The sequence below is a fragment of the Kribbella sp. NPDC050470 genome, from assembly GCF_044458365.1.
Classification (GTDB): domain Bacteria; phylum Actinomycetota; class Actinomycetes; order Propionibacteriales; family Kribbellaceae; genus Kribbella.
In genome coordinates this window covers 436,824-462,013 of sequence record NZ_JBITHV010000006.1, presented here as the reverse complement: position 1 = coordinate 462,013, position 25,190 = coordinate 436,824, and the positions used below count along the sequence as shown (strand labels likewise).

Annotated in this window: 19 protein-coding genes and 2 riboswitches; of the genes, 5 read left to right on the top strand and 14 right to left on the bottom strand. The window is 70.5% G+C overall.

All coding sequences use genetic code 11. From position 1 onward, the window contains the following. Positions 1 to 336: 336 nt before the first annotated feature. Entirely contained in the window at positions 337 to 1,686 is a 1,350-nt protein-coding gene (locus tag ACIBGM_RS20255) for a histidine kinase (RefSeq protein ID WP_360536042.1), read from the top strand. 1 nt (position 1,687) lies between these two features. Next, a complete protein-coding gene (locus ACIBGM_RS20250; protein ID WP_360536044.1) occupies positions 1,688 to 2,344 on the top strand; it encodes a response regulator transcription factor in 657 nt (218 codons plus the stop codon). Between the two features lie 19 nt (positions 2,345 to 2,363). On the opposite strand, the gene ACIBGM_RS20245 is transcribed toward ACIBGM_RS20250, so the two are convergent. Beyond that, positions 2,364 to 2,936 carry a MarR family transcriptional regulator gene (locus ACIBGM_RS20245; RefSeq protein ID WP_360536046.1) on the bottom strand — a complete coding sequence of 191 codons (573 nt, stop codon included), beginning with the start codon at positions 2,934 to 2,936 and terminating at the stop codon, positions 2,364 to 2,366. A 124-nt stretch (positions 2,937 to 3,060) separates the two neighbouring features. Between ACIBGM_RS20245 and ACIBGM_RS20240 the strand changes: the two genes are divergently transcribed. After that, positions 3,061 to 3,714 carry an NAD(P)H-dependent oxidoreductase gene (locus ACIBGM_RS20240; protein ID WP_360536048.1) on the top strand — a complete coding sequence of 218 codons (654 nt, stop codon included), beginning with the start codon at positions 3,061 to 3,063 and terminating at the stop codon, positions 3,712 to 3,714. Between the two features lie 55 nt (positions 3,715 to 3,769). Here the strand turns inward: ACIBGM_RS20240 and ACIBGM_RS20235 are convergent, their stop codons facing one another. The 11 genes from ACIBGM_RS20235 to ACIBGM_RS20185 form a co-directional block, all read right to left on the bottom strand. Continuing rightward, complete coding sequence (locus ACIBGM_RS20235; RefSeq protein ID WP_396386421.1) at positions 3,770 to 4,603, bottom strand: putative RNA methyltransferase; 834 nt, start codon at positions 4,601 to 4,603, stop codon at positions 3,770 to 3,772. Positions 4,604 to 4,615: 12 nt separating this feature from the next. Beyond that, entirely contained in the window at positions 4,616 to 5,482 is an 867-nt protein-coding gene (locus tag ACIBGM_RS20230; protein ID WP_360536052.1) for an ABC transporter permease, read from the bottom strand. Then, positions 5,469 to 6,413, bottom strand: a complete 945-nt coding sequence (locus tag ACIBGM_RS20225; RefSeq protein ID WP_360536054.1) for an ABC transporter ATP-binding protein — start codon at positions 6,411 to 6,413, stop codon at positions 5,469 to 5,471. Before ACIBGM_RS20225 ends, ACIBGM_RS20230 begins: the two co-directional genes overlap by 14 nt. A gap of 2 nt (positions 6,414 to 6,415) precedes the next feature. Next, positions 6,416 to 7,495 (bottom strand): hypothetical protein, encoded by a 1,080-nt coding sequence (locus ACIBGM_RS20220; protein WP_360536055.1) that lies wholly within the window; start codon positions 7,493 to 7,495, stop codon positions 6,416 to 6,418. Between the two features lie 138 nt (positions 7,496 to 7,633). Continuing rightward, positions 7,634 to 8,248 (bottom strand): hypothetical protein, encoded by a 615-nt coding sequence (locus ACIBGM_RS20215; protein ID WP_396386420.1) that lies wholly within the window; start codon positions 8,246 to 8,248, stop codon positions 7,634 to 7,636. Beyond that, the gene (bluB, locus tag ACIBGM_RS20210) at positions 8,245 to 9,609 is read right to left on the bottom strand and encodes a 5,6-dimethylbenzimidazole synthase (protein ID WP_396386419.1); all 1,365 of its coding nucleotides are present in this window, start codon (positions 9,607 to 9,609) and stop codon (positions 8,245 to 8,247) included. The genes ACIBGM_RS20215 and bluB overlap by 4 nt, the downstream gene beginning before the upstream one ends. Then, positions 9,606 to 11,081 (bottom strand): cobyrinate a,c-diamide synthase, encoded by a 1,476-nt coding sequence (locus ACIBGM_RS20205; RefSeq protein ID WP_396386418.1) that lies wholly within the window; start codon positions 11,079 to 11,081, stop codon positions 9,606 to 9,608. The genes bluB and ACIBGM_RS20205 overlap by 4 nt, the downstream gene beginning before the upstream one ends. After that, positions 11,075 to 11,689 carry a cob(I)yrinic acid a,c-diamide adenosyltransferase gene (gene cobO / locus ACIBGM_RS20200; protein WP_360536063.1) on the bottom strand — a complete coding sequence of 205 codons (615 nt, stop codon included), beginning with the start codon at positions 11,687 to 11,689 and terminating at the stop codon, positions 11,075 to 11,077. Before cobO ends, ACIBGM_RS20205 begins: the two co-directional genes overlap by 7 nt. Next, positions 11,689 to 13,740, bottom strand: a complete 2,052-nt coding sequence (locus tag ACIBGM_RS20195) for a putative cobaltochelatase (RefSeq protein WP_396386417.1) — start codon at positions 13,738 to 13,740, stop codon at positions 11,689 to 11,691. The genes cobO and ACIBGM_RS20195 overlap by 1 nt, the downstream gene beginning before the upstream one ends. A 94-nt stretch (positions 13,741 to 13,834) precedes the next feature. Continuing rightward, a riboswitch (cobalamin riboswitch) is annotated at positions 13,835 to 13,911 on the bottom strand. Positions 13,912 to 14,943: 1,032 nt separating this feature from the next. Beyond that, the gene (locus ACIBGM_RS20190) at positions 14,944 to 16,533 is read right to left on the bottom strand and encodes a DUF222 domain-containing protein (RefSeq protein ID WP_396386416.1); all 1,590 of its coding nucleotides are present in this window, start codon (positions 16,531 to 16,533) and stop codon (positions 14,944 to 14,946) included. 679 nt (positions 16,534 to 17,212) lie between these two features. Then, a complete protein-coding gene (locus ACIBGM_RS20185; protein ID WP_396386507.1) occupies positions 17,213 to 17,587 on the bottom strand; it encodes an alpha/beta fold hydrolase in 375 nt (124 codons plus the stop codon). On the opposite strand from ACIBGM_RS20185, the gene ACIBGM_RS20180 reads away from it, so the two are divergent. After that, positions 17,519 to 17,689, top strand: a complete 171-nt coding sequence (locus ACIBGM_RS20180; protein ID WP_396386415.1) for a hypothetical protein — start codon at positions 17,519 to 17,521, stop codon at positions 17,687 to 17,689. The two genes, ACIBGM_RS20185 and ACIBGM_RS20180, sit on opposite strands and share 69 nt — an antisense overlap. Positions 17,690 to 17,691: 2 nt before the next feature. Here the strand turns inward: ACIBGM_RS20180 and surE are convergent, their stop codons facing one another. Both surE and cobN read right to left on the bottom strand, forming a co-directional pair. Next, complete coding sequence (surE, locus tag ACIBGM_RS20175) at positions 17,692 to 18,465, bottom strand: 5'/3'-nucleotidase SurE (RefSeq protein WP_396386414.1); 774 nt, start codon at positions 18,463 to 18,465, stop codon at positions 17,692 to 17,694. Between the two features lie 12 nt (positions 18,466 to 18,477). Next, positions 18,478 to 22,197, bottom strand: coding sequence for a cobaltochelatase subunit CobN (cobN, locus tag ACIBGM_RS20170; RefSeq protein ID WP_396386413.1), 3,720 nt, complete (start codon positions 22,195 to 22,197; stop codon positions 18,478 to 18,480). Positions 22,198 to 22,230: 33 nt separating this feature from the next. Continuing rightward, positions 22,231 to 22,363, bottom strand: a riboswitch (cobalamin riboswitch). Positions 22,364 to 22,439: 76 nt separating this feature from the next. On the opposite strand from cobN, the gene ACIBGM_RS20165 reads away from it, so the two are divergent. Then, positions 22,440 to 25,181, top strand: a complete 2,742-nt coding sequence (locus tag ACIBGM_RS20165) for a LuxR C-terminal-related transcriptional regulator (protein WP_396386412.1) — start codon at positions 22,440 to 22,442, stop codon at positions 25,179 to 25,181. The last annotated feature ends 9 nt before the right edge of the window (positions 25,182 to 25,190 follow it).

Below are 25,190 nucleotides of genomic sequence, written 5' to 3'. Positions count from 1 at the left end.
TGATCAAACATCAAATATGGAAAGGTGGTCAATCGGCCCCTCGGGGACTTCACAGTGACTTAACCTCCACTGCGCCGGGTCCCCGCAGAGCCCGCTTGCCACCCGTCCTGGAGCCGTTCCCCATACCTGTCCGCACCGGACGGGCATCCCGCCCCGACCACAGACCGTACCTGCCTGGACAGCAGATCGCGACGCCGATCGGCTCCGAACCGGTCCTTCCCCCGTCAAATTTACGTAAACCCTCCGTCGCGAGTGACGCACCCCACGTATTCGTTCGAACAACTGTTCCCTCCGGGGAGGGAGGTGTGCCGAACCGCGGTTTGGGACGATAGGGAGGTGGTGGACGGGCTGGTACCTGAGTCGGCGGCCTCCGGACGTGCAGCGGCGCGTCCGGCGGGCAGGCTCGCGCGTACTGCGTCCGCGCTGGTCCGCGGCGTCCGCTGCCTCGGCCGGGCGTCGACGTACCTGCGCTGGGTCTACCTGCTGCTCGGCGCGGCGCTGGTGCTGGCGTTCATCCTGGTGGACAGCGCGCTCGGCGCGCTCGCCCAGGACCTGGACCTGCCGGTCGTTGCCGAGGGCATCCTCATCGGCATCCTGGTGGTCGGCCCGCCGATCGCGCTCGGCATTCTGCCCGCGGTCCGCGAGGTCGAGGGCATCGCGGTCGAGTCGCTGCTCGGCGTCCGGTTCGAGGAGCGCCCGCTCGGCCCGGCCCGGACCTGGGCGCAGCGCCGCCGGACCACGACCTGGTTCTGCCTGCACCTGATCACCGGCGGCATCGTCGGCACGCTCAGCACGGTCGTCTTCGGCCTCGGCGCGGTGTTGCTCGCGGCCCCTTTCCGCTCCCCCGGCCGGCACGAGCTGATGCCCGACCTCAGCTACCGGATCAAGGGCGACTGGACCGATCTCTGGATGCCTGCGGCCGCGCTGGGCGGGATCGTCGGGCTGTTCTTCCTGTCCGCCGCGGTCGGCGCGCTGCTCGCCTACCTCGCCCCGCGCGTCCTCGGGCCGACGTCGGCAGAGCGCATCGAGTTGCTCGAGCGCCGTACGGCGACACTTGCCGAGCGCAACCGTCTGGCCCGGGAGCTGCACGACAGCGTCGGGCACGCGCTGAGCCTGGTCACGATCCAGGCGGCCGCCGCCCGCCGGGTGCTGGCGACCGACCCGGAGTTCGCCGAGACCGCGCTGGCGGCGATGGAGACGTCGGCCCGCAACGCGCTGGCCGACCTCGACCACGTGCTCGGCTTGCTCCGGGACGACCGCCGGCCGGGTTCGCAGACTGCGCCACAGGCGACTCTCGGCGATCTCCCCCGGCTGGTCGAGGCCACCCGGGCGGGCGGGATCACGGTCGACGTGCAGCAGGACGGCGACCTGGGCCGGCTTCCGGCGGCGGTCTCCCGGGAGGCGTACCGGATCGTCCAGGAGGGCCTGACCAACGCCATCCGGCACGCGGGCCGTCCGGCCGGCGAGCTCACCGTGGACCTGTCGATCCGGCTGGACGACACCGGGCTGCGGCTCGAGCTGATCAACCCGGTGAGCGACGGCTCGGACCACGCGGGTGGTGGCCGCGGGTTGGCCGGGATCCGTGAAAGAGTCGCCGTACTGCGAGGAACCGTCGACGCCGGCCTGGACGGCGACCGGTGGCGGCTCGCGGTGACACTTCCGGTCGCAGTGACGACGAAGGGCTGAGATGAACCTGTCGGTGGTCGTGGTCGACGACGAGCCGTTGATCCGCAGCGGGCTGCGCGCCATCATCAACGCCGAGCCCGACCTGGAGGTGGTCGGGGAGGCCGGCGACGGCGCCGAGGTGCTGCCGATCGTCCGCCGGACCGGCGCGGACGTCGTGCTGATGGACGTCCGGATGCCCGCCGTCGACGGCATCCAGGCCACCCGCCTGCTGCTCGAGAACCTCGACCCGGCGCCGCGGGTGCTGGTCGTGACGACGTTCGAGAACGACGACTACGTGTACGACGCGCTGCGGGCCGGCGCGTCCGGGTTCCTGCTGAAGCGGACGCCGCCGGACGACATCATCGCCGCGATCCGGACCGTCGCGAGCAGCGAGTCGCTGCTGTTCCCGGAGGCGATCCGTGCGCTCGCCCTCGCGCACGTGGGCGCCGAGCAGTCGAAGCAGAACGGCCTGGACGAGTACCAGCTGACCGAGCGGGAGCAGGAGGTCCTGCGCCTGATGGCCAAGGGGCTGTCGAACGCGGAGATTGCGGACGACCTGATCCTGGGCTTGCAGACGGTCAAGACGCACGTCGCGAACGTGCTCGCCAAGCTGAACGCCCGGGATCGCACCCAGGCCGTGATCCGCGCCTACGAGTCAGGCTTCGTCCCGCTCCACTAGGCCGTCAGGATCTAGGTGCCTAGGTGCTGGCCGGGTCGTCCGTCTCGGCCAGCGCGCAGGCGTTGTGCAGCGGGTCGACCGCGTTGGCCTTCATCGCCACCCGCTGAAGCAGCATCCGGAAGCTGGCGCGCTCGGCCTGGTCCAGGCTGCCGAGGATCTCGTCCTCGGCGGTCGACAGCCGCCGCTCCAGGTCACAGAGCGTCTCCTTGCCTTCGTCGGTCGGCACGATCAACCGCGCCCGCCGGTCGGCCGGGTCCGCCTGACGCTGCACGAGGCCGGCCTTCTCCAGGTCGTCCAGGAGGTACGTCATGACGGTCCGGTCCACGCCGAGCTGCGCAGCCAGATCGAGCTGCCGCCTCGGACCCTCGGCGACGGTCGTCGCCAGCACCTGATAACCCCGCGGCCCGCCGGGCACGTCGTCGAGCGACTCAGCGGCGGCCTTCGCGTACCGCCGGAACACCACACCCAGCGCCCAGCCCAGGTCGGACTCGACCGGTGCGCCGCTGGCGACCCGTGGCTCCAGCCCGCCAGTGCCCCGGCGCGCCACCTCACGGGCGATCCGGCCTTTGACGTCGGGCGAAGTACTGGTCATGTCCCCATCGTACGTGGTGTACGCCACCCGGAATACGATCTGACTTGAATATGTTCTGCCACACAGACTATCTTCAGAGCAGCTCATTAAAAGCCGCCCCCTCACGACGATGGAGACAAACCTGATGTCCACCCTGCTACGTGTCGACGCCAGCCTTCGGCTCGACGGATCGGTCAGCCGCGCCCTGGCGGACAGCGCGGAGGCCGCCTGGAAAGCGGAGCACCCGGACGGTGTCGTGGTCCGCCGCGACCTCGGTCAGCACCAGCTTCCGGTGACCGCGTGGCCGGCGCTGGTGACCGCGAAGCTCGGCGGCGACGCCGGTCCGGAGCTCGCCGGGGCCAAGGCGCTGGCCGAGGAGCTCGCTGCCGAGATCAAGGCCGCCGACGCGGTCCTGCTCGCCGTGCCGCTGTACAACTACGGCATCGCCCAGCACGTGAAGACCTGGATCGACCTGCTGCTGATCGACCCCGAATTGGTCTACGGCCCGAGCCCGATCGCCGGCCGGCCGGCGATCTTCACGCTCGCCCGGGGTGGTGGCTACAGCCCCGGCACCCCGAAGCACGGCTGGGACCACGCCACGCCGTACCTGGAGCGCATCTTCGGCGACGTGTTCGGCATGAACATCCGGACCGCCGCTGCCGAGCTCACCCTCGCCCCGGTCACCCCGGGCATGGAGGAGCTCATCGACGCCTCGAAGGTGTCCGAGACCGAGGCGCACGTCACCGCTGAGCAGCACGGGACCGTGGTGGCTCGCGAGCTCACGGCCAACGCCGCCTGACCCCTGCCGCTGACAGCGCCTCGCGGTGGTGCCGAGCTCGAGCCGGCATCATCACTCAGGCGACCCGCCAGGTGGAGAGCGTGACGGACAGCGTGACGACCGAGGGCTCCGGGAGTACGGCGATCTGCGCCGCGAGCTCGTGGTGGTTCAGGTGCCGCGCGCTCGGTGTCATCATCACCAACTGCTCGATCGCGGTCCGGTCGAGCCGCATCAATGACTCGACCAGCTCAGTGCCGGTCTGCTCGAATTTCCCGGCCAGCGACTCCTGTAGCCGGCGTTCCTTCTCCTGATCGACCTTCACCAGCCCGAGTACGCCGACGAGCTCGGCCAGATGCTCCTGGTTCGGCGTGACCACGAGCAGCGTGCCGCCGGGCGCGAGCACACGGGCCATCTCAGCTGCGTTCCGCGGGGCGAAGACGTTCAGCATCAGCTGCGCCGAGTCGTCGAGCACCGGCAACTCCTGCCACGCGTCGCACACCACCGACCCGATCCGCGGGTCCACCCTGGCTGCGCGGCGAGCGGCGTACCTGGAGACGTCCAAGGCGATCCCACGGCGGCCGGGCGCGGTGCCGAGGACGCCGGACAGGTAGTAGGCAGTGCCGGCGCCGACCTCGACCAGCAGATCGTTCTCCCCCATGCCGGCCGCGGCCAGGATCAGCGCGTCCCGGATCGGCGCGTAGTGGCCGGCGCCGAGGAACACCGTGCGGGCGCCGACCATCGCGGCCGAGTCGCCGTCGATCCCAGTCGATGCTGACGGCAACAGATTCAGGTAGCCCTGCTTGGCCAGGTCGTACGCGTGGCCTCGCGGACAGGTCGCCGTACGCTCGGCCAGCGCCAACGCGTCGCTGCACACGGGACAGCGCAGAACGGTGACCAGGTCGGCATCCACCGGCCCATTGTCTCAGCCGTTGATGTCGCGGCTGGTGATGCGGGCCCAGGCGGCGGCGTAGAAGACGACCAGGTAGGCGCCCTGCAGGAGCAGGTTGCGCCCGATGGCGTCCCAGTACGGCGGGTCGCGCAGCAGGTCGGCGAACGACGGCCAGCCGTACATCAGCAGCCACGGGTGGATCACGTCGATCTGCGGAATCGCGCTGAGGATCCCGCACACGATGAACGCGCCGAACGTGGCCGCCATCGCCGCCAGCGGGGTCGACGTCAGCGACGAGACGAACAACCCGATCCCGGCCAGCCCGAGCATCGACAGCCCGATCAGTACGGCGATGCCGAGCGCGCGGACCAGGCCGTCGCCGAGGGAGACCGTCGTACCCGAGAGCAGCAGGACGTCACCGACCGGGAACAGCACGAAGCCCGCGATCAGGCCGGACAGCCAGATGACCAGGGTCGCGACCAGGCAGAACAGGGCGAGCGCGACCATCTTCGCCGCGAGCAGCCGGGACCGGCCGGCCGGAGCGGTGAGCAGGTTGCGGAACGTGCCGAGGCTCGCCTCGCCTGCCAGCGACTCCCCCGACACCACCGTGATGGCGGTCGGCAGGAAGAACGGCAGCGAGACCGCGAGGCTCGCGACGATCAGGAAGAACCCGTTGCCGGCGACCTGGCCGATGAAACCCTCGGCGTCGCCTTCCGAGCCGGACAGCTTGATCGCGACCCCGATCATCACCGGGACCGCGGCCAGCACGGCGAGCAGCACCCACGTCCGGGCCCGCCCGAAGACGAGGTGCAGCTCGGACCGGAACAGCGCGAACGTGTGCCTGCCTGCACTCGGACGGCCGACGTCCACTGACTCCACACTGGCTTCACTCGGCGACATCGAAGCCCTCCCCGGTCAGGGCCACGAAGGCGTCCTCGAGGCTGGGGCGTTCCAGTCCGAAGCCGTGGATGCGGACGTCGGCGGCGACCAGCGCAGCGGCGAACTTCTCGATCGGCAGCTCACCGGCGTCACCCTCGACGGTCTCGGCCGTGGTCTTCAGGTCGGTGACGCCGAGGCTCTTCAGCGTCTCGGCGGCCTGGCCGAGGTCCGGCGTACGAACCACCAGGCGGGGGCGAAGCTCGGCGCGCAGGTCGGCGACGGTGGATTGGCGGACGATCCGGCCGCGGCTCATCACGGCTGCGTGGGTGCAGACCTGCTCGACCTCGGCCAGCAGGTGGGTCGAGGTGAAGATCGTGGTGCCGTCCCTCGCGAGCTCCTGGATCAGGTGCCGGACCTCGCGGGTACCCTGCGGATCCAGCCCGTTGGTCGGCTCGTCGAGGACCAGCAGCTCGCGGCGTTGCATCAGCGCGACCGCGATCGCCAGCCGCTGCCGCATGCCGAGCGAGTAGGCGCGCACCTTCTTGTTCGCCGCGTTGGACAGCCCGACGCGCTCCAGCGCGAGGCCTGCCCGCGCCTTGCGCGTCTTGGGGTCGGCGGTCCGGTCGGCCGCGTCGAAGCGGAGCAGGTTCGCCTGGCCGCTCCAGAACGGGTAGAACGCCGGTCCTTCGACCAGCGCTCCGACCCGGGGCAGCACTCGCAACTGGGCTTTCGGCATCGACTCCCCCAGCAGCTCGACCGAGCCCGCCGTCGGCGCGATCAGCCCGAGCAGCATCCGGATGGTCGTCGTCTTGCCGGACCCGTTCGGCCCGAGGAACCCGAACACGCTCCCGGCGGGCACCTCGAGGTCGACCGCGTCGACCGCGACCTGCCCGCCCCGGAACCGCTTGGTCAGCCCCTTGGTCACCACCGGTGACGAGGCGGGACCTGTCACGGTTAGCGTGGAGCCTTCGGTGCGGCGGCGACCAGCGTGTCCGGGCTGACCAGGCCGACCAGGACGCGGCCGTCGTCGGTGATCAGCGCGTTGACCATCTTGCTGGTCAGGATCTTGCCCTTGCCCCAGGAGCCTTCGACCGTTCGGGCGTTCGCGAGCAGCTGGCCGACCGGGCCGGAGCGGTCGATGTCGACGTCGCGGACGGCGACCACGCTCTCCCAGCCTTCGCCGATCACGGTCGGCTTGTCGTCAGCACTCGGGGCCGGCCGCTTGGGCTGGATCGCCTTCGGGGCGTTCGCCGGCACCTTCTTCTCCTTCACCTCGACGCCCTTCGGCGGGGTGAAGGTGAAGGTGCTCGCCGCCGGCACGTCGAACGACACCGAGGAGAAGCCGAGCTGCACCGCCGGGTCGTCCCCGGTCTTCGGCATCACGGTCACCTCGAGCGGCACCCAGTTCTTGGCGTCGATCGCCAGCGTGACCGAGCCGACCGTGGACTTGTCGGTCTTCGGCAGCAGGCGCAGCTTGTAGGCGTCCCGGCCGGCGACCTCCTGGGTCCCGCTGACCTCGACCTTGGTGGTCGGGTCGATCGCGGCCAGGAACTGCTTGGCCACCTCCGCCGGGTTGTACGACTCCGGCTTGAGCTCGGGTTTGTGCGGCCGCTGGGCGCGCTCCGGCAGCGTCAGCTTGACCGCCTCGCGCTCGGCGGAGTCGTAGGCCCAGGCCGTCTTGCCGTCGGTCGTCAAGACCCGCTCGGCCATGTGGTCGAGCACGGAGACGCGTGCCTTGTTCGGGCTCGCGAAGGCGACCCGGGCGGTGTGCTCACCGCTCAGCAGGTCGGGGACCTGGTTGCCGCCCTCGACGCCGGGCAGCGCCGGCAGGCCGAGGTCCGCGGCGGACCGGACGGTCCCGCTCAGGCCGTCGACCTTGGCGGTCTGGACCTTGGTCAGCAGCTCCTGCGCGGTGATGTCGGGCAGGTTGGGTGACGCGTCCGCAACCACCGGACCGAGCGTGCCCACCCCCGCGACCACTGCGACTGCCGTGACCGGTACGAACCACCGTCGACTGCGCTGCGCTATCCCCATGTCTCAAGACTCGCACCGTGACAACGTGGAACCAAGTGGTCTCAGGGGCAGTTCACCCAAAAGAGTGAGGGCCGGGTACGACGAGCGCAGTACGCCGGGGGTACGACGTACCGCGCTGGGTCGATGTGCTGGGTCGAGTCAGCGGCTCTGGAGCGCGTCCAGCGCCACCGTCATCGCGGCGGCCACCCGGAAGTCCAGGCGCGGGTCCGGAACGCTGATCCGGTAGCGGTCACGCACCGAGACCTTCCGCTCGACCGAGAGCACCGGCTGCCCGGTGGCGCGGTCGGCGTAGTCGAAGTGGAAGATGAACGGCAGCGGGATCTCGCCGACGAACGGGACGAACTCCCAGACCCGGCGCACGATCGCGACGGTGTGGTTGCGCTCGGTGCCGTCCGCCTCCAGGCCGGCCGTGGCCAGCTGCCAGCTCGATCGCAGCAGGCTCTTGCCGAACTCCTTCTTGAACCAGCCGATCGGCTGGCCGTTCGCGTCGAGGACGTCGTACCCGGAGCCGAGGTCGATCGCCTTGCGCGCCTTGAACGAGAACACCGGCTGCGTCTTGGTGTCGTCGCTGTAGAAGGTGACCTGCTCCTTGAAGGCCATCCGCTTCTGCTGCGCGAACGCCAGCAGCTGCCCGTCCGAGCCGTCCGGGTTGGTGGAGATGAGCTCGTACTTGTTCGCCATCATCGTGACCCGCTGCTTCATCGAGAACGCGGGCACGTACATGGCGGCTTGACCCTGTGGCGGAACTGTCATGCCTGGAAGTCTTTCACCCCGCAGGCTCTTGCACCCGCCCGGAGCCCGCGGACGAAGCCATAAGCACGCTCTGACTCTTCTACTACCTGTACGGCGAGCTGCCCGACCCCCTGCAGCGCCAGGTCACGAGCAACCTCGACACCGAGCTCCACCGCTTCAACCGGCGTGCGAGCCGGCCGCCACAGCACTCCGAAGTCCGCCGCGGGCCGGTCGGATCCCAGCAGTACGACGAGCACGTCAGGCGCACCCAGATGCTCCGCAGGATCACCGTCGATGACCACGCGCACCCGCTGGGTGCCGACGGCCACTGTGTCCGCAGCGGCCTGCGCAGCGTCGTCCTCCGGCGACGAGCTCCGCCGTCCCCACTCCTCGTGGTGCACCGCCCAGGCGAGCGGACGTCGGGCCGCCCAGCCGGTCCGCACCAGCTCGGGTGCAGGCGCGAACTCCTCCACATGTCCTACACAGAGGTAGCCGACGAGCTCGATGTGAGCAGGCAGGTCCAGCACCGCCGCGACCTCACCGGGCTCGAAGAAGGACACCCAGCCGACGCCGAGGCCCTCCGCACGCGCGGCGAGCCAGAGGTTCTGGATCGCGATGGCCGCGGAGAACCAGGTCGTGCGCGGATCCGCGTGCCGGCCGAGCACGTGCCTGCCGCCGCGGCCGGGGTCGCAGGTGACCGCGATGTTCAGCGGGGTGTCGAGGATGGCCTCGATCTTCAGGCCGTCGAACGCCTGCCGCCGGTCGGCCGGCAGGGAGGCTGCGAACGCGTCCCGCTGTGCAACGGCGAGGTCGTGCACCTTGCGGCGGGTGGCGATGTCGCGGATCAGCAGGAAGTCCCACGGCTGGCTGAGTCCCACACTCGGCGCGCGGTGTGCAGACTCCAGCACCCGCATCAGGACGTCGTCCGCAATCGGCTTGTCGACGAAGCCTCGCCGTACGTCGCGACGCTCGGCCAGCACGCGGTGGACCACATCCCGCTCGGTCGGCGGGTAGCCAGGTGCGGCATGGAGGCGGCCAACCGCGGCGGTGGCGTTGATCGAGCGGCGCTTGGTCACTAGCAGCTCTGCGCCGGTCAGGACGACGGCTGCCTCGGCGACGCTCGGCGTACCTTTCAGTCTGGCGACTTGCTGGCTCGGTGTCGGCACCGACTGACGCGACAACTCGTCGGGCGACGCTGTGTGCAGGACTGCGTTGAGGGACGCCGCCAGTCGCTGCAGGCCCGGCTCGGTCTCCCGGCCGTCGATGGTGACCACCATCCGCACGACTCCCCCGCCCGCTCCAGCCAGTGCCGCGTCGACCAGGTCCCGCAGTTCGCGGTACGACGTACCGGACCGCAGGCCGATGCCTACGACGAGGTTCACTTCGTCATCCCGGCGTGGATGCGGGCGGCCGCGACCAGACGGGTGGGGACATCGGGTGTCGCGGTCCAGTGCAGGTGGAGGTACGTCGCGTGGAGTCGAGGCTGGACGATTCCCTCGGTGCCGCTGGGGAGGTGCCACGCGGGATTCACTTCGGCGTCCAGGTCGATCGTGGTGCGGTGGAACTCGTGGCCGCGGACACGGCGGCCCTCGTCGAAGAAGGCGGTCGTGGTCGCGGCGATCGCCGTACGGTAGCCGAGGGTCAAGCTGCTTGTCATCCGGCCGGTCGCGGGCAGGACGCCGGTCATCGGGTGGCCGTCGAGCTCCCGGCACAGGTACAGCAGGCCGGCGCACTCGGCGATCACCGGTAGGCCGGCCGCGACCTCGGACGCGACCTGGCTGCGGAGCTTGTCGTTGGCGGACAGGGCCTCGGCGTGCAGCTCGGGGAAGCCGCCGCCGAGGTACAGCGCGGCTGTTGCTTCAGGCAATGGGTCGGACAGCGGGTCGAACGTGACCACCTCGGCCCCGGCGGCGACGAGCAGCTCGGCCGTCTCGGTGTACCGGAACGAGAACACCGCCCCACCAGCCACCGCCACCACCGGCCGCCTCGCTCCCGCCGCCGCCTCCGCCCCGGCTCCCGCCGCCTCCGCCCCGGCTCGCGCTGCCTCCCCGGCTCGCGCCGCCCCCGCTCCCGATCCGGCTCGCGCTGCCGCCCCCGCCCCCGCTCGGGCCTCCGCCAGTGCGACTTCGTTGGCCGGATCCCATGGCTCTGTGAATTCGGTGGCGGCGGCGCGTGCGGCAGCGACAAAAGCTTCGAGGTCGACGCCTTGTCGGACCAGCTCGGCAGCGGCTTCGACCGCGGCGGCCGCCTGCTCACGCTGCTCGTCGGCCGGGACCAGGCCGAGGTGGCGACTCGGCACGGTGAGCCGCGTGTCCCGTCGCAGTACGCCGAGAACCGGTACGCCGGTCGGCGCGACACCGGCCCGGACCTCGGCCTCGTGACGGTCCGACCCGACCTTGTTGAGGATCACGCCGACGATCCGCACCTCGGTGTCGAAGGCAACAAAACCGTTGACGACGGCACCGACGCTGCGACCGGCGGCGGAGGCATCGACGACGAGGACGACGGGTGCCTTCAGCAACTTCGAGACGTGTGCCGTGGACGCGTAGCCCTCGGTCCCGAGTGCGCCGTCGTACAGGCCCATCACGCCTTCGACGACGGCCAGGTCGGCGCCCGCGGCGCCGTGCGCGAACAGCGGTGCGACCCGCTCCTCACCTTGCAGCATCGGGTCGAGGTTGCGGCCCGGGCGTCCGGTCGCGACCGCGTGGAAACCCGGGTCGATGTAGTCGGGACCGACCTTGAACCCCGCGACCGTGTGCCCGGCCTGCCGCAGCGCCGCCATCAGACCGACCGCGACCGTCGTCTTCCCGGCACCCGACGCAGGCGCGGCGACCACCAGCCGTGGGATCACCACTCGATGCCCTTCTGACCCTTCTGGCCGGCGTCCATCGGGTGCTTGACCTTGGTCATCTCGGTGACCAGGTCGGCGGCGTCGAGCAGCCGCTGGTCGGCATTCCGTCCGGTGATGACGACGTACTGGTGGCCGGGGCGGTTGACGAGGGTGTCGACCACCTCGTCGACGTCGACCCAGCCCCACTTCATCGGGTAGGTGAACTCGTCCAGCACGTACAGGTCGTGCGTCTCGGCCTGGATCCGGCGCTGGATCTCCCGCCAGCCCTCGAGCGCGTCGGCGGCGTGGTCCTCCTCGGTACCGGCCTTGCGCGACCAGCTCCAGCCCTCCCCCATCTTGTGCCACTCGACCGGACCGCCCTGGCCCGTCGTCTCGTGCACCTGGCCGAGAGCCTTGAAGGCGCTCTCCTCGCCGACCTTCCACTTCGCGCTCTTCACGAACTGGAACACGCCGATGTTCCAGCCCTGGTTCCAGCCGCGCAGCGCCATCCCGAACGCGGCGGTGGACTTCCCCTTCATCTCACCGGTGTGCACCATCAGCAGCGGCCGGTTCCGGCGCTGCCGGGTGGTCAGGCCGTCCTGTGGCACGGCGGTGGGCTGCCCCTTCGGCATCAGGCCGCCCTCCGATCCGTGACCATGCGGATGAGGTTGCCGGCAGCAACTTCCCCGAGGTCGAGGTACTCCGCGGACAGGTCGACGGCCAGCTCGGCGGCCAGGCCGAGTCGTACGCCGCGGCGGGGTTCGCAGTCGACCACGACGGCGGCGATTCCTTGCTGGGCGAGCCATCCGGCGGCCTGCTTGGCGCGCGCGAAGGCGTTGTCGCCGTGGGTGGCTCGGCCGTCGGTGACGAGCACCAGCAGGGGTCGACGACGTGGGTCGCGGATGGCTGCGATCCGCAGTACTTCTGCTGTTTGCAGCAAGCCCTCGGCGAGTGGGGTGCGTCCACCGGTCGGCAGGCTCTCAAGACGTCGTACGGCGGTCTCGACGCTGCCCGTCGGCGGCAGCGCGACTGTGGCGGTGGCGCCGGCGAAGGTGACGAGGCCGACGGTGTCGCGGCGCTGGTAGGCGTCGAGCAGGAGCGAGACGATCGCGGTCTTCACCTCGCTCATGCGCTTCTTCGTGCCCATCGAGCCGGACGCGTCGACGCAGAACAGGACGAGGTTGCCCTCACGCCCTTCCCGCACCGCCAGCCGCACGTCGGATGCCCGTACGGTCAGGCCTGCGCCGGTGCGTCCGCGGGTCTGCTGATGGGGTGCCGCGGACCGGATGGTCGCCAGCAGGTGCGGTCTGCCGGACTCGCGGCCGATGCGCGGGCGATCGCCCACCACGCGGCCCACCTCGGTGATCGCGCGCGACCGCCGGCCCGCGACTCCGGCGCCGGGCGACTGCACGCTGAGCAGGCGGGCCTTGTACGGCTCCGAGCTGCCGACGACCTCACCTACGGGAGCCAGTCCCTGGTCTCCCCTCGACTCGTGGTCCGAGTCGGGGCCGCTCGAAGCGTCCGGCCCGTCCGGGCCGCGCTCTCGGTCCGGGCCGCCCTCGCGATCCGAGCCGCCGGCGTCCGGGCCACGCTCGTCACCCGGGCCGCCGTTGTCGTCCGGGTCGCCGTCCGGGTCGCCGTCCGGGTCGTCGTCGGGGTCCGGTGGGGGCGTGCTGTTGTTGATCGCCTCTTCGAGTTGTTCCTCGTCGAGGCCGGGCGCGTCGAACGGGTTCCGCCGCTTGCGGTGCGGCAGCGCGAGCCTGGCGGCGGCACGTACGTCGTCCACCTCGACGACCGTCCGGCCGGACCAGGCGGCGTGGGCGACCGCCGTACGCGCAGTGACGAGGTCGGCGCGCATCCCGTCGACATCGAACGACGCGCAGATCTCGGCGATCTGGCGCAGCGCCGAGTCCGTCAGGATCACCTCGGGCAGCAGGGCGCGCGCCTTCACGATGCGCTCCGCGAGCTCCCGCTGCGCGCCGTCGTACTTCGCGATGAAGGTCGCCGGATCGGCCTCGTACGCGAGCCGGGCGCGCATCACCTCCACCCGTACGGCGGGATCGCGGCTGGCGACCACGTCGACTGTCAGGCCGAAGCGGTCGAGGAGCTGCGGGCGGAGCTCACCCTCCTCCGGGTTCATCGTGCCGACCAGCACGAACCGCGCGGAGTGCGTGACCGACACACCGTCGCGCTCGACGGTCGCACGACCCATCGCGGCGGCGTCGAGCAAGACGTCGACCAGATGGTCGTGCAGCAGATTGACCTCGTCGACGTACAACAACCCGCGGTGCGCGGCGGCAAGCAGACCAGGCTCGTACGCCGTGACCCCCTCAGCCAACGCCCGCTCGAGATGCAACGACCCCAAGACCCGATCCTCAGTAGCCCCCACCGGCAACTCAACCAACCGAGCCCCCCGAACGCCCCGCTCGTCGTGGTGGGGGCCGTCGGGACAGGTGGGCTCGGGGTGGTCGGGGTCGCAGGAGAAGCGGCAGCCTGGGACGACGTCCACCGGTGGCAGGATCTCCGTCAGCGCGCGGACGGCGGTCGACTTCGCCGTACCCTTCTCGCCGCGGATCAGCACACCGCCGATCGCCGGCGAGACCGCGGACAGCACCAGCGCGAGCTGCAGTTCCTCCATCCCCACGACCGCTGTGAACGGGAAGCTCTGAACTGCAGGCCGCATCGGCGGGGTCCCTTCGTCGAGCGGGTGTCCACGCCCGCTACGGCAGCTGGTACGCCGTACCGCGGAGATCGCGAAGCGGCGGACGGAGCGCAGATGTCCTGGCTCCCGGGTCACCCCGGTCACAGTGGCGGGACCGCCCCGGACTCCCGGCCAAGCCGGTCACCGGTGTTCCTCCACACCCGTCCGCCCGATCATGGCACACCCCACCGCCCCCATCACCGACAAGACAAGAGATCTTCCCCACGCACGGTGGAGTGGTCAGCCCCACACACGCTCCCGCACCGGCTCCCCCGTCGCCGCCGCTCCGCGCGCTCCCACCCGCCCGGCATTGCGCGCTATCGCGCTTCATCGACTGCAGCGTGATCCCGCCGGCCGTGATCCGCCGAGCCGAGCCGGCGTGGAGTTGTCAGCCCCACTCACGCTCCCACCGCCCGGCGTTGCGCGCTTGCGCTTCATCGACTGCAGCGTGATCCCGCCGGCCGTGATCCGCCGAGCCGACCCCAGGCGGGATGGAGTGGTCTGATGTCCCACGCGCGCTCGCAGCCGACCCGAGTCGAGTGGTTCGTCCTACACGCTCCCGCAACCGGCTCCTTCGTCGCCACCGGTCCGCGCGCTCCCACGTGCCGGCATGCGCGCTATCGCGCTTCATCGAGTACAGCGGGATCCCGGCCAGCCGTCATCCGCCGAGCTGGCCCGGTGGGAGTGGTGTGGGCGCGGGGTGCGGGTGGGAGTGGTGTGGGGCGGGAGGGGGTGGGTGGGAGTGGGGTTGCCCACGCACGCTCCCGCCCACCCGGTTGGGCGCTTGTCGTGCTTCATCGAGTACAGCGGGATCCCAGCCAGCCGTGATCCGCCGAGCTGGCCCGGTGGGAGTGGTGTGGGCGCGGGGTGTGGGCGCGGGGTGCGGTGGGAGTGGTGTGGGGGTGGGGTGGAAGGGGGTTGCCCACGCACGCTCGCACCCACCCGGTTGGGTGCTGGATCGCGCTTCATCGACTGCAGCGGGATCCCGGCGGCGGCGGTTCATGGGCTCAACCCGCATTTGGTCAGTGGACGCGACTCCCAAGCAGGCCGAGCGCGCCCGGGTCGACCCGAACCTGGACCACGCTGGCCTGAGTTGACGCGTTGCGCCGGGTTCAGGCTGTTCAGCTGCCGGGGGCGGGAACTCGGGCACGCCGAGGCCCGAACCCTCGTGGCACGGCTGAGGGTTCAGCCCAGGATTGCGAAGCGGGCCGCGTCCTGGAGGGTCGTCTCGTCGGACGTCCAGCGGCTGGGCTGAGGCGGGCGTTCGCTGGTCGCGGGGTGCGTTGGCGGCGGGTCGGGAGCGCCGGGGGTCATGTCGGGTTTGCCGTGGGGGGCGGGTGGGTGGGACTGTGTGGGCATGGGACGGACTCGGGTGGTGGGCTCGTCCTGGCCTTGTCTGCTCGACTTGTCGGGGTAGGTTGCGCGGGGTGGTGGTGGGTCGGCCCAGGATGGGCGGGACACGTGGACCGTGCCGTTGGTGATGGCGATGGTCCAGTGCCCGGCGTGCAGGTCGAGATGGTGACGGCGGCACAGCAGGACGAGGTTGGTGATGGACGTGGGGCCGCCGTCGATCCAGCTGCGTACATGGTGGGCGTCGCAGTGAATCGGTGGAGCGCCGCACACGACGCAGCCTCGGTCACGCGCGTTCAGGGCACGGCGCATCGATCGGTTGACTAGTCGCTCGGCACGGCCGACGTCGAGTGGTTCCGAGTGCGTGCCGAGTATCAGCGGGATGATCTTCGCGTCGCACGCCAGTCGGCGAATCGCGGCCACGGACAGGTCGTCGCCGTACACGAGCTTGCCGGTTGCGTGAGCGGTGGCCGCCTTCAGATCCGCCAGGTCGATGGTGACAGTGATGTTCGCCTTGGCTCCGAAGCCGGGCACCCCTCCACCCGCAGCTCCACGCACATCATCAGCAGCACCGCCCGCGCGGTTGGAACTGTTGGTGGTATCGGGCGTGAGGCCTGCGTCGCTTGCAACGGCGGCGGCGGTCAGGACGCTGGTCAAGGCGTCGGCCTGACGCTTGTCACGAGATCGTGGATCTGCTTCGCCGTCGACGGTTTTGTGTGGTCTTGCCCCGGCGTGGATCAGTGTCCGGAACAGTTCGGCGTTCTCGTTGGCGAGGTAGCCGCGGAACGTGACGCCATGGTCGGTGGTACTCATGGTCAGTGACTCGCGGGCGGTGGCCTTGCGTTCATCGGGCTCCGGGCCGTCGGCGTCCAGGAGGTCTCGGATCTCCTTGCCTGCTTGGCGAAGTTCGGCCGGCGAAAGGTGGCGTGCCAAGGCAACCAGTTGCTGCTCTGCGACCGCGAGGTCCGCTGCGGGGACCGTCGACGGGACGCGCTCGAGCGCTGACACGACTGCCTCGGCTTGCGCCGGACGGAGCAACCAACGGTCCTCACCGTCAGCAGCACGATCATCAGAGCTCGCCGCGTCATCAGCGCCCTCGGCGTCATCAGCGCCCTCGGCGTCGACAGTGGAGTACTGGGCTGTCACATCGGGGAGTGCCGCCGACACGTCGGCGTACTTGGGGAGGGCAAGGGCGAGCCGTACGTCGCGCCGGGCGTCGATGCTGTTGAGGCGATACCGGAAGGCCAGCAATCTGGCCGTGTCGTGGGCGCCGAGCTCCTCGGCGTACCCAACGCTGTCCAGGCCGCTGATGAGGTGCAGGCGGTAGGTCTGGAGCCGGGCGAGCTCGGCCTCGAGTGTGTCGAGAGTCGACAGCATCTCGCCGCCACTCATCGACCAGACCGGCCGCTCGCCCAGGAGTTCCATACCCCAACCCTAGGGACCATCACCGACAGAATTCAAACCAGAATCCCGTTATTTTCAAGGGATTCCAGCAACCAGGTCATCCACAGCCGGACGCGCCCTGTGGACAACGACGGTGTCCGTGCTGGGTGTGCGAGGCGGGTGGGCCGATGGCATCTGGGTGGGATGCGGCAGTGTCGAGGACCGCTGTGGTGACGGTGGTGGCTGGGGCTCGTGGGCTGTCCAGGGAGGGCTGGTGGCGTCGTCTGGGCGGGAGCGCGCACCTCACGGACGGCAGAGGGCGCCGTCGGATCACACAGCCCCCGAACCACGCCGCAGCTGACCGAGTGCGGTCAGCTCACGAACCACGTTCGCTGGGACCACGCTTCGGTCGAATGAAGCGCGTGGACCGGGCGGGTGGGAGCGTGCGGAGCGGACCCGACGGCATCTGGAAGGGATGCAGAGTTACTGCGTTGCGTCCAGGACGAAGGAGCGGACCAGGTTGGCGTAGCGTTCTGGTTCTTCGAAGTGGGGTAGTGGCCGGAGCGGGCGAAGGTGAGCACTTGGCCGGTGGGGACGTTGTCGCGGTAGGCCTGGATCGAGACGGGGTCGGTGGCGAGGTCGTCGGCGCCCTCGATCAGGAGGGTCGGCTGGGTGATGAGGGGCAGCCGGTCGAGCTTGGAGGTGTAGAGCTCGGGCAGCGTCACCAGGTGGCTGTTGCCGCGTTCCCACATCTCGTCGGTGAAGCCGGCCGCCTCCCCGATCCGGTGGAACTCGGTCCACCGGGACGGATCGTGGAACCACAGGTCCTGGAAGCGGTCGCCGAGACCCCATGCGAGCTCGTACATCTTGCCGTCAGCCGGCGGTCGACGATCGCCAGCTCCCGGCATCGGGCCGCGCGCTCGGGGTCGCCGAGGTCGTCGTACAGGCGGGCGAAGATCGGCAGCCGGTGGCGGTCGTCGAAGTCCCAGCATGGGCAGTCGAAGATCACCGCGCTGACCGCGGACGGATGCCGGATCGCGTACTCGACCGCGTAGTTGCCGCCCGCCGAGTGCCCGAGGATCGCCCACCGCTCGATGCCGAGGTCGTCGCGCAGTTCCTCGAAGTCCGCGATCAGTACGAGGTTGATCGGCTCGTCGGGAATGGGTGCGTCCGGCGGACCGTACTCCGCGACGTATAGCTTCAGCGGTAGCTGGAGAGTCGCTTCGCCAAGGCGGTGGCCGCCGCGTCGTCCTTGACCTCGCGGATGCCGATGATCGGGGTGACCGCGACGTACCCGGCGGCGAGCAGGGCCTCGTCCGAGCCGGCGACCGGGTTCGCAGCGGGTGGTGAGAGGTGGATCATCGGCTCCCCGGTCGGCGCGGTCGCACCGCTGATCCGGGACCGCTTGATCGGCGCCAGCGAAGCGTGCTGAACCCCGGCGAGCTGGTCGAGCGGGCGGTCCGGCACGTTGATGGTCAGCACCGTCCCGGCCGGCTCCGGCGCGATCCAGGTCAATGCCTCGGCAGCCACCGCGGCCGCCGTGCCCCAGTGCCCGGGGTCCTCGGAGTCGATGCTGACGGCAACCGCCGACAGGCCCTGGCCCGCTGCGGTCAGGGCCGCGGCCACGGTCCCGGAGTGGAAGATCGGTACGCCGATGTTGTGGCCGCGGTTGATCCCCGACACGACCAGGTCCGGCGCAACGCCGAACGCCCCGACGGTCGCCAGCGTCACGGCGAGCGCCGGCGTCCCGTCGATGCCGTGGTACGTGATGCCGCTTTCGGATTCCGAGGCAGTCCGGATCGGCCGGTCGACCATCCCGGCGCGGGCCGAGCCGACGCCGCTCTGGTCGTCCAGCGGCGCCACGACCAGTACGTCGTACCCGAGCTCGGCGATCGCGGGTGCGAGTGCCCGGATGCCTGGCGCCTGGTAGCCGTCGTCGTTGGTGATCAGGACTCTCAGGTTCTCAGGCGCCATACCTCTAGCCAATCAGCCGCGGTCCTCGATGTCACCCTCCGTCTCAAGGACTGCGCTGCGTAGCGTCTCGAGCGCTTCGGCGGTCGGTTCCGACCACAGACCGCGCTGCGCCGCCTCCAGCAAGCGCTCCGCGATGCCGTGCCGCGCCCATGGATTCGACTTGCGGAAGAACTCCGCCATCTCCGGGTTGGCGACGTACTCCGAGGTCAGCGTCTCGTACATCCAGTCGTCGACCACCCCGGCGGTCGCGTCGTACCCGAAGAGGTAGTCGACCGTCGCGGCCATCTCGAACGCGCCCTTGTACCCGTGCCGCTGCATCGCCGCCATCCAGCGCGGGTTCACCACGCGGGCGCGGAAGACCCGCTTGGTCTCCTCCTCGAGCGTCCGCGTCTTGACCTGCGCCGGTACGGCGGAGTCGCCGACGTATGCCTTCGGGTTCGAGCCGGTGAGGTGGCGGACCATCGCGATCATGCCGCCGTGGTACTGGAAGTAGTCGTCGGAGTCCATGATGTCGTGCTCGCGGGTGTCCGCGTTCTTCGCCGCGACCTGGATCCGGGCGTAGGCGCGCTCCATCGACCCGCGGGCCTCGGCGCCGTCGAGGTCCTTGCCGTAGGCGTACCCGCCCCAGACCGCGTACACCTCGGCGAGCTCGGCGTCGGTGCGCCAGCTCCGCGCGTCCACGAGCGGCAGCAGGCCGGCGCCGTACGAGCCCGGCCTGGAGCCGAACACCCGGGCGGTGGCCGACCGCAGATCATTGCCCTCGGCAACATCGACGTCCACGTGCGCGCGCAGGTAGTTGTCCGACGCCGGCTCGTCCAGCGCGGCGACCGCGCGGACCGCCTCGTCCAGCAGCGCGACGACGTGCGGGAAGGCGTCCCGGAAGAACCCGGAGATCCGGACCGTGACGTCGACCCGCGGGCGGCCGAGCTCGTCGAGCGGGACCACCTCGAAGCCGGTGACCCGGCGGGACGCCTCGTCCCAGACCGGGCGGCATCCGAGCAGCCACAACACCTCGGCGAGGTCGTCGCCCTGGGTGCGCATGGCCGACGTACCCCACACCGTCAGACCGACCGACCGCGGCCACTCCCCTGTCTCGGCCTTGTGCCGGTTGAGGAGCGAGTCGGCGAGCGCGACGCCCACGTCCCAGGCATTGCGGCTCGGGATCGCCTTCGGGTCGACCGCGTAGAAGTTGCGGCCGGTCGGCAGCACGTTGACCAGCCCGCGGGTCGGCGACCCCGACGGACCTGCCTCGACGAAGCGGCCGTCCAGCGCCCGGAGGACGTTGACCAGCTCATCACCGGTCCGGGCGAGCCGCGGAACCACTTCAGTCGCGGCGAAGCTCAGCGAGGCCTCGACCCCGGCGGACGAGCGCCCGATGACCTCGGCGACGACCACCGGGACCTTCGCGGCGTCCCAGCTCAGCGTCTCCATCCCGACGACGAGCTTCCGGGCGACAGCCTCGAGCAGGTCGACGCCGTCCGCGCCGGTCACCGCGGGCAGATCGGCCAGCGTCGCCAGGTCTGCGAGATCGACGCTCTTCCCCGGGTCCGCAAGCAGGTCGGCCTCGGACACGCCGAAGCTGTCGCCGAGCGCCGTACGCAGACCCGGGATCGAGTACGACCCACCCCACAGCTGCCGGGCCCGCAGTACGGCGAGCACCAGGTTGATCCGCGCTTCGCCGACCGGCGCGCCGCCGAGCACGTGCAGCCCGTCACGGATCTGCACGTCCTTGATCTCGCACAGGTAGCCGTCCAGGTGCAGCACGAACTCGTCGAAGTCGTCGTCCTCGGGCTTCTCCGAGGTGTGCAGGTCGTGGTGCAACTGCGCCGCCTGGATCAGCGTCCAGATCTGGGCCCGCAGCGTCGGCACCTTCTCCGGGTCCAGCGCCTGCACGGTCGCGTACTCGTCGAGCAGGTACTCCAGCTTCGCCATGTCGCCGTACGTCTCGGCCCGGGCCATCGGCGGCACCAGGTGGTCGACGACCGTGGCGTGCGCCCGCCGCTTCGCCTGCGTCCCCTCGCCGGGGTCGTTGACGATGAACGGGTAGACCATCGGCAGGTTCCCGAGTACGGCGTCCGGCGCGCAGTCGGCCGCCATCCCGATGCCCTTGCCCGGCAGCCATTCCAGCGTCCCGTGCTTGCCCAGGTGTACGACGGCATGCGCACCGAAGCCGCCCTCGTCCGTCGAGGCCTCCAGCCAGCGGTACGCCGCCAGGTAGTGGTGCGACGGGGCCATGTCCGGGTCGTGGTAGATCGCCACCGGGTTCTCGCCGAACCCACGCGGCGGCTGGATCATCAGGACGACGTTCCCGAACCGCAAGGCCGCCAGCGCAATCTCACCGGCCGTGTTGACGTACAACTCCCCCGGCGGCGCTCCCCACGCCTCGGTCATTGCCTCCCGCAACGACTCCGGGGCGCGGCCGAACCACTGCTCGTACGTCGCCGGCGGGATCGTCGCGACCGCGTTCGCCAACTGCTCGTCGGTCAGCCAGTCGACATCGTGACCACCGGCCGCGATCAGCCGGTGGATAAGCCCGTCACCCTCCAGCTCGTTCACGTCGAGATCACCGAGGTCGTACCCGGCCTCCTGGAGCCGGCCGAGCAGCACGACCGCGGACGCCGGAGTGTCCAGACCGACCGCGTTCCCGATCCGCGCATGCTTCGTCGGGTACGACGACAGCACCAGAGCGAGCCGCTTCTCGGCGACCGGGACGTGCCGCAGCCGGGCATGCGCTACCGCGATCCCGGCGAGCCGGTCGCAGCGCTCCGGGTCGGGCGCGTAACGAGCCAGGCCGTCCTCGTCGTACGACTTGAACGAGAACGGGATCGTGATCAGCCGCCCGTCGAACTCCGGGATCGCCACCTGGGTCGCCGCGTCGAGCGGACTGACCGCGGCGTCGCTGGCCTCCCACTGCTCGCGCGTCGAGGTCAGCGCGAGGCCCTGGATCAGCGGGATGTCGAGCGACGCGAGCGCACCCGCGTCCCACGCATCGTCCGCACCGCCCGCACTCGCGTCCGCCGCGACGGATCCACCGGCGGCGAGCAGAGTCGTGACCAGTACGTCGCACTTCCGCAGCAGCTCGAAGAGGCCGGCGTTGTCGGGGCTGGTCGGATCCAGTCCGCGGAGGGTGCCGCAGTACACCGGCAACGGTTGTGCGCCTGCGTTCGTCACCGCGGCGGCCAGTGCATCCACGAACGCGGTGTTTCCGGAGATCTCGTGCGCGCGGTAGTAGACGATGCCGACGACCGGGCGCTCGTCCTCGACGAAGGTGCCACGGACGCCGTACGCCGGAAGTGCCTGCGGCGGATCGAACTCGTCGCCGGTCAGCAGGATCGTGTCCCGGAGGAACCCGGCCAGGTTGCGGAGGTTCCCGGCGCCGCCCTCGCGCAGGTAGGCGAGCGCTTCGGTAACCGCACCGGCGGGGACCGTCGACAGCGACATGAGCTCGGCGTCGGGCGCCGCCTCGCCGCTGACCACCACGGCCGGCTTGCCGGACGCGACCACCGCGTCGAGCCCTTCCTCCCAGGCCCGGCGGCCGCCGAGCAGGCGGACCACCACGACTTCGGCGGAGTCCAGCAGCGGGGTCAGCTCGGCAAGGTCCAGCCGGGCGGGATTCGCAACCTTCCAACCTGCATCTGCCTCGGAGGCGGCCAGCAGGTCGGTGTCGGCGGTGGAGAGCAGCAGCAGGTTCGCGGGACGGTGTCTGACGATGAACTCGCTTCGCTCGTTCACGGGCCACGATCCTTCCTCGGGGTGTCCACGCCCCGTCCGGAGGTTCGACGGCGGCAGTTCCTGACTCCCACACGAGGTGGTCACAGTGGCGGGACCGTCCCGGACTCACACCGGGTTCCTGCTGATGCCGTCGATTGACAGAGCGACTCTAGCCGAACCCTCGCCGTGGTTCTCGCGAGCAGCTGCGCAGAGTGCTGCGCCTGGGTGCGCCGGCGGTGTCAGGGGTACGGTGAAGTGTGCTGGTGGGGCGCGACGCGGATCGGGCTCGGGTCGGTCGCCTGCTCGCGGGGGCTCAGGCCGGTTCCGGGGGTGGGTTGCTGGTGCTGGGCGAGCCCGGTATCGGAAAGACCTCGCTGCTCGACGACACCGCCGCGGGTGCGGCCGACTTCCGAATCCTGCGAGCTACCGGGATCGAGACCGAGACGGAACTGCCCTACTCGGGGCTGTTCGAGCTGCTTCGGCCGGCGGCAGACAGCATCGCGGCACTGCCCGTCCGCCAAGCCAACGCGCTGCATGCCGCCTTCGCCGAGACCGCGGCGCAGGAGGTCGACGGATTCGCCGTCGCGGCGGCCACGCTGACGCTGCTGTCCGACGCGTCCGCGGCTCTGCCGATGCTGTGCCTCGTCGACGACTTTCAATGGCTGGACGCCGCCTCGGCGTCCGCGCTCGCCTTCGCAGTACGGCGAATCGAGTCCGAGCGGATCGCCATGGTCTTCGCAGCGCGCGACCCACGGCCCGACGCGGACCTGCCGCGCGGGATACCGGTGCTCCGGCTTCAAGGTCTCGGCGACGACGCGGCCGGTGAGGTGCTCAGAGCCGCGGCACGACACGAGCTGCCCGAGTCCGTCCGATCGATGCTGTTGCGAGCGGCCACCGGAAACCCCCTGGCGTTGCGTGAGCTGGTCGCTGCGCTTGAACCCACCGAGCTGAGCGGACAGGTGCCACTGCCCGAACCGCTGCCAGTGGGCAGCGAGATCGCCGATGTCTATCGCAGGGAGCTCGAGGCGCTACCCGCGCCGTCCCGGGCCGCCCTGTTGGTGCTGGCGGTGAGTGAGGACACGGGAGCGGAACAACTACTGCCGGCGGTCAGAGCTCTCACCGGCGATCCCGCGGCGCTCGATCACGCTGAGCGAGCCGGTCTGGTGCGCTGGACCTCGTCGGGACTGGTGTTCCGGCATCCGGTGCTCCGCTCGGTGGTCCATCAGACCGCGACGATCGCTGAGCGGCAGGCCGCACATCGATCCGTTGCAGAGACACTTCCGGCCGGGCGGGCGGAACTGCGCGCCTGGCACGCTGCGCTGTCGGCCGTGGCCCCGGACGAGGCGATCGCGGCCGATCTGGCACGGACAGCGGACCTCGCCCGGAACCGCGGCGGGCGCTGGGCGGAGTGCCGTGCCTACGAGCTCGCCGCGCGGCTCAGTCCCGATCCTGAGCGACGAGCCGAGCGGACCTACTCCGCCGCGGTGGCCGCCTTTCTCTCCGGGCATCACTCGGTCGCGCAACAACACCTGGAGGCTGTGCTCGCGGCGAGCGGGAATCCGTTGCTCCGGGCGGACGCAGAGCACGAGCGCGCCCGGGTTGCGCTGTGGCGCGGCCACGCCGACCCACCCCAGCGCCTCCAGGCGGCCGCCGACCGGGTCGCGCCGTACGACGCCGAACGGGCGGCCAAGCTCCTCGCGTACGCCGTCGTCGACCTCGGTGCGCAGTGCCGGGCAGCCGATGCGTTGCCGTATGCGTTGAAGGCGTGGGACCTGATCGGCTGCCGGGACCATCCACTGGTGGTGACGTTCAAGGTCGCGTACACCCTCGTCATGGCCGGCAAGACCGACGACGGAGCGCGACTGACCGAACAGGCAGCCCGCGTGGCCGAGCAAGGAGATGACGTCAGCGCGCTGGCGATGCTCGGGCCGGTGCTCAGCTGGCTGGACCGGTCGGCGGATGCCGAGCGCGTGCTCACCCGTGCGATCGAGCTGTGCCGCGCGAGCGGCGACCTCTGGATGCTCACGAACGCCCTGACCAATGCCGCGGAAGTGGCGCGTCGCGGTGCTCGCCTCGATCACGCCCTGGTCCGGGCCGACGAGGCACGTGCCCTTGCCGAGTCACTCGACGAGCCGGTCCAACTGGCGACGGCACTGGCTGGACTCGCCCGGGTGGAGGCCGACCTCGGTCGAAGCATCGAGTGCAAGGCGCACGCCGTACAGGTCGATCGAATCACCCGTCCGGCCGAAGAGCTACGAGTGACGTGCGCCGCGGCATTGGGCACCTTGGGGTTGGCGTCCAGAAGGCACCAGGCTGCCGTCGACGAGCTGGCACCCGCCGCGGAACTCCTGGCCGCCGGCGGTGTGAGCGAGCCGCGAACCTTCGGCATCGAGGGCGATCTCGCGGAGGCTTACGTGCGGTGTGGTCAGGTCGACCTGGCGGTGGAGCTCATCGAAAGGCTCGAGGCCTACGCCAGGCCGCGAGGCGCCGCAAGTGTCCTCGCCGCCGTCGCCCGGTGTCGCGGACTGTTCGCGCCGGACGAGGAGTACGAGACCTGGTTCACCGAGTCCCTCGAGCTCGCCCGCGATGTCGGCGCGCCACTCGCGGAGGCGCGCACTAGGTTGTGCTTCGGCGAGCGTCTCCGCCGTCAAGGCCGACGCTCGGCCGCACGAGACCAATTGCGATCGGCGCTGGCGATCTGCGAGGAGTACGGCGCCGCGCTGTGGGCCGACCAGGCGCGCAGCGAGCTGCGGGTCTCCGGCGAGACCCTTCAGCCGCACAGCGACGACCCCCGGCGCCAGCTGACGGCGCAGGAGTTGCAGATCGCCCTGCTCGTCGCCGAGGGGGCACGCAATCGCGACATCGCCACGAGCTTGTTCCTGAGTCCCAAGACCGTTGAGGCGCACCTGACTCGCGTCTATCGCAAGCTCGGTGTCACGTCCCGCACGCAGCTCGCCGCGCAGTTGGCCCACGCATTTGCGGCTCCGGTGCAGGGAGAAGCGTAGGGGTTTCCC

Bases quoted from the DNA above. Each gene is read 5' to 3' on its own strand.
- ACIBGM_RS20195 (WP_396386417.1), bottom strand. From the start codon at position 13,740: ATGCGGCCTGCAGTTCAGAGCTTCCCGTTCACAGCGGTCGTGGGGATG.
- ACIBGM_RS20220 (WP_360536055.1), bottom strand. From the start codon at position 7,495: ATGGGGATAGCGCAGCGCAGTCGACGGTGGTTCGTACCGGTCACGGCA.
- ACIBGM_RS20190 (WP_396386416.1), bottom strand. From the start codon at position 16,533: ATGGAACTCCTGGGCGAGCGGCCGGTCTGGTCGATGAGTGGCGGCGAG.
- ACIBGM_RS20230 (WP_360536052.1), bottom strand. From the start codon at position 5,482: ATGTCGCCGAGTGAAGCCAGTGTGGAGTCAGTGGACGTCGGCCGTCCG.
- ACIBGM_RS20250 (WP_360536044.1), top strand. From the start codon at position 1,688: ATGAACCTGTCGGTGGTCGTGGTCGACGACGAGCCGTTGATCCGCAGC.
- surE (WP_396386414.1), bottom strand. From the start codon at position 18,465: ATGGCGCCTGAGAACCTGAGAGTCCTGATCACCAACGACGACGGCTAC.
- ACIBGM_RS20180 (WP_396386415.1), top strand. From the start codon at position 17,519: ATGCCGGATCGCGTACTCGACCGCGTAGTTGCCGCCCGCCGAGTGCCC.
- ACIBGM_RS20215 (WP_396386420.1), bottom strand. From the start codon at position 8,248: ATGACAGTTCCGCCACAGGGTCAAGCCGCCATGTACGTGCCCGCGTTC.
- ACIBGM_RS20245 (WP_360536046.1), bottom strand. From the start codon at position 2,936: ATGACCAGTACTTCGCCCGACGTCAAAGGCCGGATCGCCCGTGAGGTG.
- ACIBGM_RS20240 (WP_360536048.1), top strand. From the start codon at position 3,061: ATGTCCACCCTGCTACGTGTCGACGCCAGCCTTCGGCTCGACGGATCG.
- cobO (WP_360536063.1), bottom strand. From the start codon at position 11,689: ATGCCGAAGGGGCAGCCCACCGCCGTGCCACAGGACGGCCTGACCACC.